This window comes from Micrococcaceae bacterium Sec5.1 (genome assembly GCA_039636795.1).
Taxonomy (GTDB): domain Bacteria; phylum Actinomycetota; class Actinomycetes; order Actinomycetales; family Micrococcaceae; genus Arthrobacter.
The window spans coordinates 4,169,159-4,183,291 of the sequence record CP143430.1 but is presented as its reverse complement, the minus strand read 5'-3'; the positions used below and the strand labels follow the sequence as shown (position 1 = coordinate 4,183,291).

Below are 14,133 nucleotides of genomic sequence, written 5' to 3'. Positions count from 1 at the left end.
GGTCTCCTTTGACTCCGGCGCCGCCGTCGGCAGCTCAACAGTCCCAAACGGCACAGATGTGTTCTCTGACACGGCGCAACACACAGTGTTTGTGGCGTTGGGGACAGTAAATAACTCTAGATCTCAGGCGAATCGCGCAAATTGGCTGGCGAACCAAATTCAGGGCCCGGCTCTTGTGCTGGCTGGACAACACTGGTGTCCTGAAGGCCCGGTAATGTTTCTGGCTGTGCGCGATTGCGCAGGAGCATGGGCAGGACTTCTTCAATGGCGAAGGACGTCCGATTGACCCGAACTGAATACGAGAGGAAGCGATAGCTTCGTTGAAGGCCCTGGACATTGACGACGACGGCGTCGTCACCTTGCTGAGCGATGTACTTGAAGACCTGGGCGTGGACAACGCACGCTTGTTGCTTGCCCCGGACGCGGACAACCTGACAGTTCGTGAAACGGTCATTGTGGATGCAGAAGACGAGGATGCAACTCGCCCTGGGTCCTTGGTGATGCTCATCGGCGCCCGTGGACGTGTGGCGCTGCCGGCAATCCGCCGGATCATCAGCGACAGACCCACGGCCGTGGCGGTCAAGGGCAACGAACGTGAACTCGAAGCCGTGGCGGAACTTCTGCAATCGACCGGTATCGGACTGGTGGCCGTAGCCCCCGGCCTTCGCTGGGACAAGTTCGAAAGCGTCGCTGTGGACCGTATCCGGGAGCGCGGTGTTTCCGGGGAGAATCCCACCACGGTGCATAGGGACTTGTTCGCCATCGCCCAAACAACGGCAACGTTGACCAACGGCCACGTCGTCATCGAGGACCCGGGGAACAGGGTCCTCGCCTACTCGCCTGCGTCCAACGATGTTGATGAGCTCCGGCGTTTGTCCATCCTTGCGCGGCGGGGACCTGAGCGATACCAGAAACTCCTCAAGGAATCGGGCGTCTACAAGCACCTTCAGGCCACCGAGGAACCCGTCCATGTGGACGCCAACCCTGAGGCCGGCCTTCGCGAACGCGTGGCCATTGGCATCCATGCGGGAAGCCGGGTGATGGGCTATATCTGGCTGCAGGAAGGTGCTGAGCCGTTGGCGCCGAACACTGACAGGCTGATGATTGGCGCTGCCCGGCACGCCGCGATTGAACTTGTCCGCCACCGGAACCAGCAATCCCAATCCATGCGCGAAGACCGGGTGTCCAGCCTCCTCAGCGGTACGGCACAGGTTCACTCACAGGCCCAGTCGGCGGGGATCGACCCCTCGAAACCTGCTGCCTTGGTGCTGATTTCGGCAGGCGGGCTGGATCAGAGCGCCCCGGGTCAACAGCTCCGCAGGGGTGAGCTCTCCAACCTCGCGTCCATTCACGCTGCGGCCTACCGTCAGGGAGCAGTGGTAGGAGCTCTGGGCACGGAAACAGCGATCATCCTGCCGGACCTGGACCCGGTAAAGTCCCTGCCCGCCATCAACCGCTTGGTCAACACGATCGTGCGTGACGCCACCACGCACCTGCACTTCCAGGTCCAGGCCGCTGTGGGCCCGATCGTTCCGCGGCTGGACGCCCTGTACGCCACGCTTGACCACGTCCGCAGCGTCCTGAAGGTGCTGCAGAGCACGCCGTCGATCCGTGTTGCCTCCTACAGGGATGTGGAAACCACGGTCCTCACCAACGAACTGCTGGATCTGCTGGAAACCCGGAAAGGGCTCCGGCACCAGGGAATAGCCAAGCTCTGCGACCGTTATCCAGAGTTTGCTTTGACGCTGCTGACCTACCTCGAATTCTTTGGTGATGTGAACCGCTGCGCCGAGGAACTGGCCATCCACCGCAACACCGTCCACTACCGGCTGCGGCGAGCGTGCGAAGAGGCCGGACTGGACCTGCAGTCCGCAGACGAACGATTGCTTGCCCATCTCCAGATACGACTATGGACCTACGCAGAGGCCAGGAGCTAGAACCCCTTGGACATCCAGAATCTCCTCGACGACATCGTCGGGGCAGTACAGCCGCACGTCGGCCAGGGCAACGTGGCCGATTACATTCCCCAGTTGGGAGCCGTGGACCCACACCAGTTCGGCATCTCCGTCGCAACCAGAGACGGTGACGTCTACTCATCAGGGGACGCGCATGTGCCCTTCTCCATTCAAAGCATTTCCAAGGTCTTCGCGCTCGCCTTGGTGTTGGCCTTCGACGGCGATGGCATCTGGAAGCGCGTCTTCCGCGAACCCTCGGGCAACCCCTTCAACTCGTTGATCCAGTTGGAGAGCGAAGAAGGGATTCCCCGGAACCCCTTCATCAACGCCGGCGCGATCGTCGTCAGCGACCGGCTCCTCAGCGTCACAGGAAGCGCCGCCCTGTCCGTCCGCGACTTGATGCGCCGCGAAACCGGTAACCCCACTGTGGCCGCGGACCATTACGTAGCGGCGTCGGAACTCCGCAACAGCCACCGCAACGCCTCACTGGCCCACTTCCTTGCCAGCTGCGGCAACCTGGAGAACCCCGTGGAAGCCGTCCTCGAGTCCTATGTGGAGCAGTGCGCTCTGGCCATGACCTGCGAAGACCTGGCGCTCGCAACCCGGTTCCTGGCCGCCAACGGTGTAGGAGCGGACGGCACCCGGCTGCTGTCCCCGGCACAGACCAAGCGGATCAACGCCGTCATGCTCACGTGCGGGACCTACGACGCCGCCGGGGAATTCGCCTACCGCGTGGGCCTTCCGGGAAAGAGCGGTGTCGGAGGCGGAATCGTCGCGGTGGTCCCCAACAAATGCGCCATCAGTGTCTGGAGCCCGGGCCTTGGACGGTCCGGCAACTCGGTTGCAGGTGTGGCTGCCCTGGATGAATTCACGACGCGTACGGGCTGGTCTGTTTTTTAGCGGCCGGTTTCCGGACGTTTGCCGGCGGAAACAAGGGATGACGCGTATGTGACGCTGGATTACCCAGCGTTACCGGGTGTTTCCGAGCCTTTGAAGCATGTTACGGGCCCGCCCTACAGTTTTTTTATGGCAATACAGGACATTTACCCCACGGCACTGCGGCTGCTCGGCCGCCCGGTGCTGGTTGTGGGCGGCGGGCCCGTCGCGGAGCGCCGTGCCAAGGGACTGCTCGACGCCGGTGCGAAGGTCACCGTGGTCGCTCCCGTTGCCTCCGAAAACCTCCGCGGGCTCGCCCACGCTGGACTCCTCATCTGGGAGCCGCGCGAGTACCGCACATCAGACCTCGACGGCGTCTGGTTCGTTCAGACCGCCACGGGCACTGCCGCCGTGGACACCCAGGTATCAGCCGACGCCGAAGCGCAGCGCGTCTGGTGCGTCAACGCCTCGGACCACGAATCCTCAGCTGCCTGGACGCCCGCCGTGGCCGTGGTGGATGACGTCAAGATCGCCATCAATGCAGGGGGAGACCCTCGCCGCGCCATGGCGCTTCGCGATGCTGTAGCCACTGCCTTGGAAACCGGAGACCTGCCGCTTCGCCGTCACCGCAAACCTGACGCTGCCGGCAAAGCGCCTGCTGGTTCTGTTGCGCTGGTCGGCGGCGGCCCTGGCGACTCGGGACTCATCACAGTCCGGGGTCGACGCTTGCTGGGCCAGGCCGACGTCGTGGTTGCCGACCGTCTTGGCCCGCGTGAGCTGCTCAAGGAACTGGCTCCCGATGTCCGCGTGATCGAGGTCGGCAAAACGCCGGGCCATCACCCGGTGCCGCAGCTTGAGATCAACCGGATCCTCGTGGACGAAGCCCTCAAGGGCAACCGCGTGGTCCGCCTCAAAGGCGGCGACCCCTATGTCCTGGGGCGCGGCGGCGAGGAAGCAGAGTTCTGCCGGCAGCACGGCGTCGAGGTTGAAGTGGTGTCCGGCGTGACGTCGGCCATTTCGGTTCCCGCAGCTGCTGGTATCCCCGTCACGCATCGCGGTTTGGCCAAGGGTTTCAGCGTCGTGACCGGTCACGAAGAGCTTTCCGAGGTCCCCGCCCGGCCGGATCACACTGTGGTTTTGCTCATGGGTGTGGCTCAATTGCGCGATTCCGCAGCCGCCCTGGCTGGCTCGGGTCTGCCTTTGGACACTCCAGTAGGTATCGTTGAGAACGGGTATTTGCCGGATCAGCGCGTCACGATCGGCACGTTGGGAACCATCGCGGACCAGGCTGAGGCCGTCGGCGTGGCCAATCCCGCGGTCATCGTGATCGGCGATGTTGTCCGTGTCAGCCCCTTCGCCCCACAGCATTTCAAGACCGCTGACTACAGCACGATTAGCCCCAACCGTCCCCGCGTCCGCAGTAACTAGCCCCCGGCCCAACTAGGTAGCAGCAGAGCGCGTTTTGAGCCCTCAAAACGCGCACAACTGCGACCTGGTTGGGAGGACTGAACAAGAAGAAGGAACACAGCCGTGTCAATTAGCACTCCCGTAGGTTCTGCGGACCGTCCGCTTCGCGTCGCCGTCATCGGCTCCGGCCCTGCCGGCGTGTACGCAGCAGACATCCTGACCAAGAGCGAGGCCGTCAAGAGCGGCGAGCTCAACGTCAGCATCGACCTCTTTGACCGCTACCCGGCACCGTATGGCCTGATCCGTTACGGCGTGGCTCCGGACCACCCCCGCATCAAGGGCATCGTCAATGCCTTGCACAAGGTCCTGGACCGCGGCGACATCCGCTTCTTCGGCAACGTTGACTACGGCACGGACATCTCCATCGAGGACCTCCGCAAGCACTACGACGCGGTTATCTTCGCCACTGGCGCCATCAAGGATGCGGACCTGAACATCCCGGGCATCGAGCTTGAGGGTTCCTTCGGCGGCGCCGACTTCGTCTCCTGGTACGACGGACACCCGGACGTTTCTCGCGAATGGCCGTTGGACGCCAAGGAAATCGCTGTCCTCGGCAACGGCAACGTTGCCCTTGACGTCGCCCGCGTCCTGTCCAAGCACGCCGACGACCTCCTGGTCACCGAAATCCCGGACAACGTCTATGCCGGCCTGAAGAATTCCCCGGTCACGGACGTTCACGTCTTCGGCCGCCGCGGCCCCGCGCAGGTGAAGTTCACCCCGCTGGAACTCCGCGAACTCTCGCACTCCAAGGACGTAGACATCATCCTCTACGCCGAGGACTTCGAATTCGACGAAGAGTCCGACCGCCAGGTCCAGACGAACAACCAGACCAAGACCATGGTTGGCACGCTCACCAACTGGATCGCCGAGCAGCCCGAGGACCTCTCCGAGCTCAAGGCCTCGCGTCGCCTCCACCTGCACTTCCTGCACAGCCCGGTTGAGATCGTCGACTCCCCGGAAACTCCGGGCAAGGTTGCCGGCATCAAGTTCGAGCGCACCGAGCTGGACGGCACGGGCAACGCCCGCGGCACCGGCGAGTTCGTCGACTACCCGGTCCAGGCCGTGTACCGCGCCATCGGCTACTTCGGTTCGGCCCTCCCGGACGTCGAGTTCGACCACAAGAAGGGCGTCGTGACCAACGACGGCGGCCGCGTCCTTGACGCCGACGGCCAGCACGTACCGGGCCTCTACGCCACGGGCTGGATCAAGCGTGGTCCGGTCGGCCTCATCGGTCACACCAAGGGCGATGCCCTTGAGACCGTGACGTACCTCCTGGAGGACCGCGAAAACCTGCCGTTCGCCGAGGTTCCGGCGGCAGACGCCGTCGTGGATCTCCTGGACTCCCGCGGCGTGCAGTTCACCAGCTGGGAAGGCTGGCTGGCTCTGGACGCCCACGAGCTCGCGCTCGGCGCAGCAGCCACCGAGGCTGGCGGCTCCCACGGTGTTGAGGTCACGCGTGAGCGCATCAAGGTTGTGCCGCGCGAGGACATGGTCAACATCTCCCGCGACGGTGTAGCAGCCGAAGTTTAATTTCAACGCGGGGTCACTTATGCACCTTTCCGGGCTTCCGCATGGTGCTTAAGTGACCCCGCGTTGCTTTAACCTGAGGTATGGACGTCGTCGTCATCGAAACACCCCAGTTGGGGGACCGGAGCTACCTGGTGCATGACGGCCGGGTGGCCTTGGTGATCGACCCCCAGCGGGACACCGATCGGATAGAGGCGGCGGCTGTTGAGGCTGGCGTCCGGATCACCCACGTGGCCGAAACCCACCTGCACAACGACTACGTCACTGGTGGTCTGCTGCTCGCCCAAGCGCACGATGCCGCTTATCTGGTCAATGCTGATGACCACGTGGAGTTCACCCGCGTTCCCGTCACGGATGGACAGGTGTTTCACGTCGGCCGGCTTTCCGTTTCGGTAGTTGCGACGCCTGGCCATACGCACACACACCTCTCGTACGTGGTCCGGGAGGACGCGCACGACGGCGGCCCTGAGGCTGTGTTTTCCGGTGGCAGCTTGCTCTACGGTTCAGTCGGGAGAACGGACCTCGTCTCGCCCGACGACACTGCGAAGTTGGCACACGATCAGTATTCATCGGTTCGGCGACTGGTGGATCTGGCGAAACCCGAGGCGTTTCTCTATCCAACACACGGCTTCGGTTCCTTTTGCTCCGTGGGGCCCTCCAGCAAGGTGAAGGCATCAACCATTAGTGAGCAAGCGGCCGCCAACCCTGCCCTGACTGATCCCAACGAGGACCATTTCGTGGCCCAGTTGTTGGAGAACATCACAGACTACCCGGCCTACTACGCGCACATGAGCCCCCTCAATGCGGCCGGGCCCGGTGTGCCGAACCTGGAGGTACCTGATTCTGTGGACGCCGCAGAGCTGGGCCGGCGTTTGGGCGCGGGGGAGTGGGTGGTGGATCTGCGGCACAGGGTGGCCTTCGCAGACAGCCATCTCCAAGGCAGTGTGAGCTTCGAATACGGACGAGGCGATAACTTCACCAGCTATCTCGGCTGGGTGATCCCATGGAACCAACCCCTTACCTTGCTGGGCCCGTTGGATGAGGTGGAGAAGGCGATCCGCGATTTGGCGAGGATTGGCATCGAGAGTCCGGATGCCGCCGTCGGGCCTGAAGCGGGTGGTTCGGACATCGGCGCTCTGGCACCGGGCCATCCACGGGCGCGCTACGAGCACGGGGACTGGGCTGCGCTCCTCAAGGGCCGGGCGCCGGATGACGTGGTGTTGGACGTTCGCCGTCCGGAGGAATACAAGGCCTTGCACGTCAAAGGAGCACTCAATTTTCCGGTCTACGAGTTGCTCGGCAGGATCACCGAGCTGCCGGACGCCAGGATCTGGGTGCACTGTGCCACGGGATATCGGGCGAGTGTCGCAGCGAGTCTCCTGGACCGGGCGGGACGGGACGTTGTCCTGATCGACGCGAGGTTCAAGGACGCGGCCGGGGTGGGAATCGAGACCGTGCCTTGAGACGTTGCTGCCCCGCTAAGCCGTGGTAGGGCAACAACGGATGAGCGGGTTGGCAACGACTTAGCGGCCTGGCGACGACTAACGAAGGGCTACCGCGGGGTTTTGTCCGCGCAGAAATCGAGGTTCCGGTAGACGCTCTGAACGGCGGCGTCGGGATCGTGTGCTTCCAACGCGTCCACGAGTTCGTCGTGGCCCTCGCGGGGAATGCCGTTGAAGCCTTCCTTGCGTTGCTGGCGGAGGAGGTCGTTGTGGAAGACCCCGCCAAAGGAGACATAGAGCTGATGCAGCAGCGGGTTTCCGGATGCCAGGGCAACGCGTTCGTGGAATTCCCAATCGGAGCGCGCCCAGGTGGGGTAGTCCTCGGACTGCCAGGCGTCATGGCGCAGGGCCAGGAGGCGGCGCATCTCGGCCAGGTCTTCCACGGTTGCGTGCTTTGTGGCGAGGCGGGCCGCCTGCGTGTCCAAACCAAGCCGTACTTCGACGATGTGTTCCTGGGTGTGCTCCAAGTACATGCGCTGGGCCGCGCCGGACATTTCGCTGTTGGCACGCACATACGTGCCATCTCCCCGGCGTACTTCGAGCATGCCCGAGTGCGCCAACGCCTTGATGGCCTCGCGGAGAGTGCCCCGCGAAACGCCAAGGCTCGCCATGAGTTCAGGCTCTGCCGGGATCCGCTCCTGCAGCGGCCATTCGCCTGACTTGATCATGTCCCGCAGCTTGGCGGTGATCTCCTCGGCCAGGGCCGGGCGATGCGAAGGGGTTAGGGTCATGCTGTCCTCGGTCCGGTCTTGGTGGCAGTGCGCTTGCTGGTGAGCATGTGGCAAGTAACCATGAGGGCCACCGCCACGATGGACAGCAAGCTCAGGGGCAGCGCCCAGCCGCCCGTTGCGCTGTGGAGCAGCCCCATGCCAAAGGGGCCAATTGCCGCAATCAAGTATCCCAGTGATTGGGCGATCGTGGAGAGCGCGGTGGTTTCCGCCGTCGACCGTCCGCTGCGGCTGATGATTACCAGGACCAGCGGGAAGATGCCCAAACCAAACCCAAAGAGCACGGCGGAAACGAACGCCAGGGAGGTCGGCAGCCAGATCATGGCGGCGATCGCAACCAAGGTGGAGCTGCTTGCAAGGTAGAGGGCAGGCCGCAGCATTCCGGGCCTGGAACCGAAGGCAAGCAGGATCATGCCGGCGGCCACGGAGACCAGCTGCATGACGCCAAACTGCAGCCCGCTTTCCGAGGCACTGAGGCCCTGGGACGTGAGGATGTAGGCGAACCAGCTCATCACGGCGTAGGCGAGGAAGGCCTGGAAGGTGAAGATGGCCGTGATCAGGATGCCCAGGCGGGTGCGTAGCAGGGGCCACATGGATACGCGCGGACGGTCGGTCTTGGTGGAGTTCCGGTGCGAGTGCAGGACCACCGGCAGGAAGCCGAGCAGCGCTGCGACACCCAGGATGCCCCAGGCAGCAAGGCCCATCGATGGCGAACCGAGCTGCTGCGCCAAGGGAACGCTCACGGCAGCCGCGAAGGTAGCGCCACCGGACATTGTGAAGGTGTAGAGGCCGGTCATCATGGAGGTGCGGTCCGAATAGTGCTCGCGAATGAACGACGGCATGGCCACGTTGCACACTGCAAGGCCGGACATCGCCAGAACCGTTCCGCCGAGCAGGGCACCGGTGGCTGGAACGCCACGCACCAGCAAGCCCCCGGCCAGCAAGGCCAAGGCGATGGCGATAGCTTTCTCCACACCCACACGGCGGGTCAGCCACGAGGTCCCCATCCCTGCAACTGCGAAGCACAGCAGCGGAATCGAGGGCAGGATTGACGCTACCAAGGCCCCGTAGCCCAACACTTGCTGCAGCTCGTGGAAGAGCGCTGCGGCGCTGGTGATTCCGGCGCGAAGGTTCAGCCCAATAAGCACTACGGCAATGATGCCGACGACGGCGACGACGCGCGTCTTGGGGACTGCCAGGCGCTGGTTTGTTGCCGGGGCAGCAGTGGCAATCGTAGGGATGTTTCCTGTGGTGGGGTTAAGAGGGGTCGTCGCAGCCATATGTAAAGGTTAGACGTTTGACGTCTAATGTCTAGACTTTTGTGGCGAACCTCTCTGTACGAGCTCGCGGATGGCCTACCGCGGGTTGCGAGAACCCAGCCGCTGCACCGCCAGGGCGAGCCAAAGCTGCACTCGATCCTGGGTTTGCGACGGGTCGTAGCCCGTCAGTTCGGTGATCTGGGCCAGCCGGTACCGCACGGTGTTGCGGTGCAGGGTCAGGGATTCGGCGACGGCGGCGACGGAGCCATTGTGGTTAAGGTAGCTCTCCAGTGTGGCTACCAGTTCAGAGCCATGGGCGGCGTCGAACTTCCTTAACGGAGTAAGCGATTCGCTGGCCATGTCGGCCAACGGAACATCCTCGCTCGCCAGCAGGAGGGATGTCAGGCTCAGCCGCTCGGGTTCGTTGACCGGCAAGCCGTGCGCCACGGCGTCGCGCGCTTCAAAATAGCTCCAGCGCAGGCCGTTTGGCTTCGTGTAGGCGCCGCCGATTCCGATCACGGCGTGGATCCCGGCTTCCTGCAAATGGTCGCTCAGGCTCTTGGCCAAGGCCGTCGCGGAGCTGCCGTCGTCGGTGATGACCGTGACCAGGTCCTTCCCGACGACGGCGCTAACGCCGGCTTCCAGCGCCTGGGGCAGGGAGATGCTGATCAGTTGTTTGTGGTGTGCCGTGGACTCTGCCACGAGCACCACGTTCTTCCGGGTGCTGTTGATTCCGACGCCTGCCAGACGGCGGGCGGCCTCTATGGTTTCCAAGGTTCCGTGGATGACGTCGTCCAGCACCTGCCCGGCCATCGCGCGCTGGGCCTGGCGCTGCTTGACCATGTTGTTCAGCTCAACACTGATGAGGTTCTGCGCGTAGCTGACGATCCCCGAGTCCACGAACGGCTGCCGCAACCACAGCGTGCAGGCGTCCCTGCGGCCGGTGGGAATCGGGTACGAAGCCCAGCCATCCGCCGTCGGCGCCGGTTTCCCGGGAACGCTGTTGTAAAGCTGCGCGCTGAACTGGGTGAGCACAACATCGGTGCGCAGCATGCTGCCCAACTGTTTCAGGAGCTCGCCCAGGCCGCCGCCAGTGAGGAGCGACCGGGCCAGGATCTGGTGCCCGGCCAGGAGCCGTTCCAAGTTTGAATAGTGGTCAGCTGAGTGCGACTCGGCAACGAGCTTTCCGATAGCGATGAAGGGTATCTCGTAGGGTACTTCAACCAGGGGCAAGCCCCACCGGTTGGCTTCGGCGATGAGAGCCTCTGGAACGGATTCGTGGGTGAGGCCGATGCCGAAGCCGATGCCCACTGCACCGGCCCGCTGGACCTGCCGGACGAATCGGCGCTGGTCTGCGGCGCTCTTCAGACGCAGGCCCGTGGTGAGGACCAATTCCCCGCCGCTGAGGAAGCGCTGGGGATCCTCCAACTCCGTCACGGCCACCCAACTGATGTCCTGGTTCCAGGTTGTTTCCGCGCTACCCGTTTTGCGGAGCTTCAAGGATGGGACAGCGACGAGCGAAGAGAGGGACATTGCCATGGTTACAAGCGTAACCCGGCGCTGGTCAAGCGCACTAAGGAGGGTATGCCGGTGTGTGCAGCTGACTATTCCTTGGACCTCTCCGCTGGCATAGGCTCTGATCAGCTAAAACCCATGCCCCAGACACCGAAAGAGGGTTGCACACCGTGGTTCAAACCTTGCAGAACTTCATCAACGGCGAATTCGTTACGCCGGCAGGTACGGGTCTCCTGGACATCGTGAACCCCACTAACGGGGAGATCGTTGCCAAGTCGCCGATTTCGGTGCAGGCCGATGTTGACGCCGCCATGACCGCAGCCAAGGAAGCCTTCAAGACGTGGAAGCACGTCACGCCCGGCCAGCGCCAGCTCATGCTGCTCAAGCTCGCCGACGCCGTGGAGGCCAACAGCGACGAACTCGTTGACGCCCAGCACCGCAACACCGGCCAGGTGCGGTCCCTGATCGCTTCCGAGGAAGTTGCCGCGGGCGCAGACCAGCTCCGCTTCTTCGCCGGTGCAGCACGCATCATGGAAGGCAAGTCTGCCGGTGAGTACTTTGAGGGCCACACCTCCTATGTTCGCCGCGAACCGATCGGCGTCGTAGCCCAGGTTGCCCCGTGGAACTACCCGTTCCTGATGGCCATCTGGAAGATCGGCCCCGCCCTTGCAGCAGGCAACACCGTAGTCCTCAAGCCCTCGGACACCACCCCGGAATCCACCTTGGTCCTGGCTCGCCTCGCGGGCGAGATCTTCCCTGCCGGTGTGCTCAACGTTGTCCTCGGCACCGGCGAAACGGGCGCCATGATGGTTGACCACAAGGTTCCGGGCCTGGTGTCCATCACTGGTTCCGTTCGCGCCGGCATCGCGGTGGCAAGCGGCGCAGCCAAGGGCCTCAAGCGTGCCCACCTGGAACTTGGCGGCAAGGCTCCGGCCATCGTCTTCAAGGATGCCGACATCAAGAAGAGTGCAGCGGCTATCGCCGAGTTCGCCTTCTTCAACGCCGGCCAGGACTGCACTGCCATCACCCGCGTGTTGGTGGAAGACTCCGTCCACGATGATGTTGTGGCGGCAATGGTGGAGCACACCAAGACCCTGCACACAGGCTCGCAGAACGACGAAGAGAACTACTTCGGCCCGCTCAATAACGTGAACCACTTCAACGCCGTCACCTCAGTGGTGGAGCACCTCCCGGAGAACTGCAAGATCGAAACCGGCGGCCACCGCGCAGGCGAGAAGGGCTTCTTCTTCGAGCCCACCATCATCTCCGGTGCCAAGCAGACCGACGACATCGTGCAGAAGGAAACCTTCGGTCCGGTCATCACAGTCCAGAAGTTCAGCACCGAAGCCGAAGCGCTCGAGCTGGCCAACGACGTCGAATACGCTCTGGCGTCCAGCGTCTGGACCACCGACCACGGTACGGCCATGCGCATGAGCCGCGACCTGGACTTCGGTGCGGTCTGGATCAACACCCACATCCTCCTGACGGCAGAGATGCCCCACGGTGGCTTCAAGCAGTCCGGCTACGGCAAGGACCTCTCCATGTACGGCGTTGAGGATTACACGCGCATCAAGCACGTGATGTCCGCGCTCGACGCGTAGCACGTTCGCGTAACCCGTACTAATTTCCCAGAAAGGCAACCACCCCATGACCACTACCGCGAACGAACTCTCGTACCGCATCGAGCAGAAGCGCAACATCAGCGGCGCGTTCCCCGGCCCCAAGTCGCAGGCACTGGCGGAGCGCCGCTCCGCCGTCGTTGCAGCCGGCGTCGCCTCAGGTGTCCCCGTTTACGTTGAAGACGCCGACGGCGGCATCATCCGCGACGTCGACGGCAACTCCTTCATCGACCTCGGCTCCGGCATCGCCGTGACCAGCGTCGGCGCGTCCGACCCCGCCGTCGTCGCCGCTGTCCAGGAAGCTGCTGCGCACTTCACGCACACCTGCTTCATGGTCACCCCGTACGAGGGTTACGTAGCTGTGGCCGAGCAGCTCAACCGGCTCACACCGGGCGACCACGCCAAGCGCACCGTGCTGTTCAACTCCGGCGCTGAAGCTGTGGAGAACGCCGTCAAGGTTGCACGTCTGGCTACCGGCCGCGATGCCGTCGTGGCTTTCGACCACGCATACCACGGCCGCACCAACCTGACCATGGCACTCACCGCCAAGGCCATGCCGTACAAGACCAACTTCGGCCCGTTCGCGCCCGAGGTTTACCGCATGCCCATGAGCTACCCGTTCCGTGAAGAGAACCCGGAGATCACCGGTGCCGAGGCCGCCAAGCGCGCCATCACCATGATCGAGAAGCAGATCGGTGGCGACCAGGTTGCCGCGATCATCATCGAGCCCATCCAGGGCGAGGGTGGCTTCATCGTCCCGGCCGAAGGATTCCTGCCCGCACTGTCTGCATGGGCCAAGGAAAAGGGCATCGTCTTCATCGCCGACGAGGTCCAGTCCGGTTTCTGCCGCACGGGCGAATGGTTCGCCGTTGACCACGAAGGTGTTGTCCCGGACATCATCAGCATGGCCAAGGGCATCGCAGGCGGCCTCCCGCTGTCCGCCATCACCGGCCGCGCGGACCTGCTCGACGCCGTCCACCCGGGCGGCCTCGGCGGCACCTACGGTGGCAACCCGGTTGCTTGTGCAGCCGCCCTCGCTGCGATCGACACCATGGAACAGCACGACCTCAGGGGCCGTGCCCGCCACATCGAAGAGCTCGCCCTTGGCAAGCTCCGCGAACTGGCCGCCGAGCTTTCCGCAGGCGGGGGTTCCGTCATTGGCGACATCCGCGGCCGTGGCGCAATGCTGGCCATCGAGCTCGTTCAGTCTGGTTCCAAGGAACCGAACGCTGAGCTCACTAAGGCCGTTGCTGCTGCTTGCCTCCAGGAAGGCGTCATCATCCTGACCTGTGGCACGTACGGCAACGTGATCCGCCTGCTTCCGCCGCTCGTGATCAGCGATGAGCTGCTCATCGACGGCCTCGAGGTCCTCGCTGCAGCCATCAAGGCCCACGCGTAAGTCTCTACGCTTGTTTTGTGAGGAGGGCCGGGGTTTCCCCGGCCCTCCTTGTGCGTTAACGGGCGGCGCGCGGAGTTCGCCGGAGCGCGTCCCGTTCGCTGGAGGTTTCCATACGTTCTGGCACTGTTCCCGCGTCCTCGGCGGACCGTCAGCCGAACGCACGACGGCGGTGCGCGCCGAGTTCGCGGGAGCGCGTCCTATTCGCTGGAGGTTTCCATACGTTCTGGCACTGTTCCCGCGTCCTCGCGTGGATCAGCCGAACGCACGACGGCGGTGCGCGCCGAGT

At 63.8% G+C, this 14,133-nt stretch carries 10 protein-coding genes; 7 read left to right on the top strand and 3 right to left on the bottom strand.

All coding sequences use genetic code 11. From position 1 onward, the window contains the following. Positions 1-320: 320 nt before the first annotated feature. From VUN82_19105 to VUN82_19085, 5 genes are all read left to right on the top strand, one after another. Positions 321-1,937: a helix-turn-helix domain-containing protein gene (locus tag VUN82_19105; GenBank protein XAS71172.1), complete on the top strand. Its 1,617-nt coding sequence runs from the start codon at positions 321-323 to the stop codon at positions 1,935-1,937. 6 nt (positions 1,938-1,943) lie between these two features. Then, the gene (locus tag VUN82_19100) at positions 1,944-2,855 is read left to right on the top strand and encodes a glutaminase (protein XAS71171.1); all 912 of its coding nucleotides are present in this window, start codon (positions 1,944-1,946) and stop codon (positions 2,853-2,855) included. Positions 2,856-2,981: 126 nt separating this feature from the next. Further along, the gene (gene cobA, locus VUN82_19095) at positions 2,982-4,259 is read left to right on the top strand and encodes a uroporphyrinogen-III C-methyltransferase (protein XAS71170.1); all 1,278 of its coding nucleotides are present in this window, start codon (positions 2,982-2,984) and stop codon (positions 4,257-4,259) included. 102 nt (positions 4,260-4,361) lie between these two features. Next, positions 4,362-5,828, top strand: coding sequence for an FAD-dependent oxidoreductase (locus VUN82_19090; protein ID XAS71169.1), 1,467 nt, complete (start codon positions 4,362-4,364; stop codon positions 5,826-5,828). Between the two features lie 80 nt (positions 5,829-5,908). Further along, entirely contained in the window at positions 5,909-7,288 is a 1,380-nt protein-coding gene (locus VUN82_19085; protein XAS71168.1) for an MBL fold metallo-hydrolase, read from the top strand. 89 nt (positions 7,289-7,377) lie between these two features. Here the strand turns inward: VUN82_19085 and VUN82_19080 are convergent, their stop codons facing one another. The 3 genes from VUN82_19080 to VUN82_19070 form a co-directional block, all read right to left on the bottom strand. After that, positions 7,378-8,058: a FadR/GntR family transcriptional regulator gene (locus VUN82_19080; GenBank protein XAS71167.1), complete on the bottom strand. Its 681-nt coding sequence runs from the start codon at positions 8,056-8,058 to the stop codon at positions 7,378-7,380. Continuing rightward, complete coding sequence (locus tag VUN82_19075; GenBank protein XAS71166.1) at positions 8,055-9,335, bottom strand: MFS transporter; 1,281 nt, start codon at positions 9,333-9,335, stop codon at positions 8,055-8,057. Before VUN82_19075 ends, VUN82_19080 begins: the two co-directional genes overlap by 4 nt. A 75-nt stretch (positions 9,336-9,410) precedes the next feature. Continuing rightward, positions 9,411-10,853: a PucR family transcriptional regulator ligand-binding domain-containing protein gene (locus VUN82_19070; GenBank protein XAS71165.1), complete on the bottom strand. Its 1,443-nt coding sequence runs from the start codon at positions 10,851-10,853 to the stop codon at positions 9,411-9,413. Positions 10,854-10,999: 146 nt separating this feature from the next. On the opposite strand from VUN82_19070, the gene VUN82_19065 reads away from it, so the two are divergent. After that, on the top strand, positions 11,000-12,430 hold the full coding sequence (locus VUN82_19065; GenBank protein ID XAS71164.1) for a gamma-aminobutyraldehyde dehydrogenase: 1,431 nt from the start codon (positions 11,000-11,002) through the stop codon (positions 12,428-12,430). A gap of 46 nt (positions 12,431-12,476) precedes the next feature. Further along, positions 12,477-13,847 carry a 4-aminobutyrate--2-oxoglutarate transaminase gene (gabT, locus tag VUN82_19060; GenBank protein XAS71163.1) on the top strand — a complete coding sequence of 457 codons (1,371 nt, stop codon included), beginning with the start codon at positions 12,477-12,479 and terminating at the stop codon, positions 13,845-13,847. The last annotated feature ends 286 nt before the right edge of the window (positions 13,848-14,133 follow it).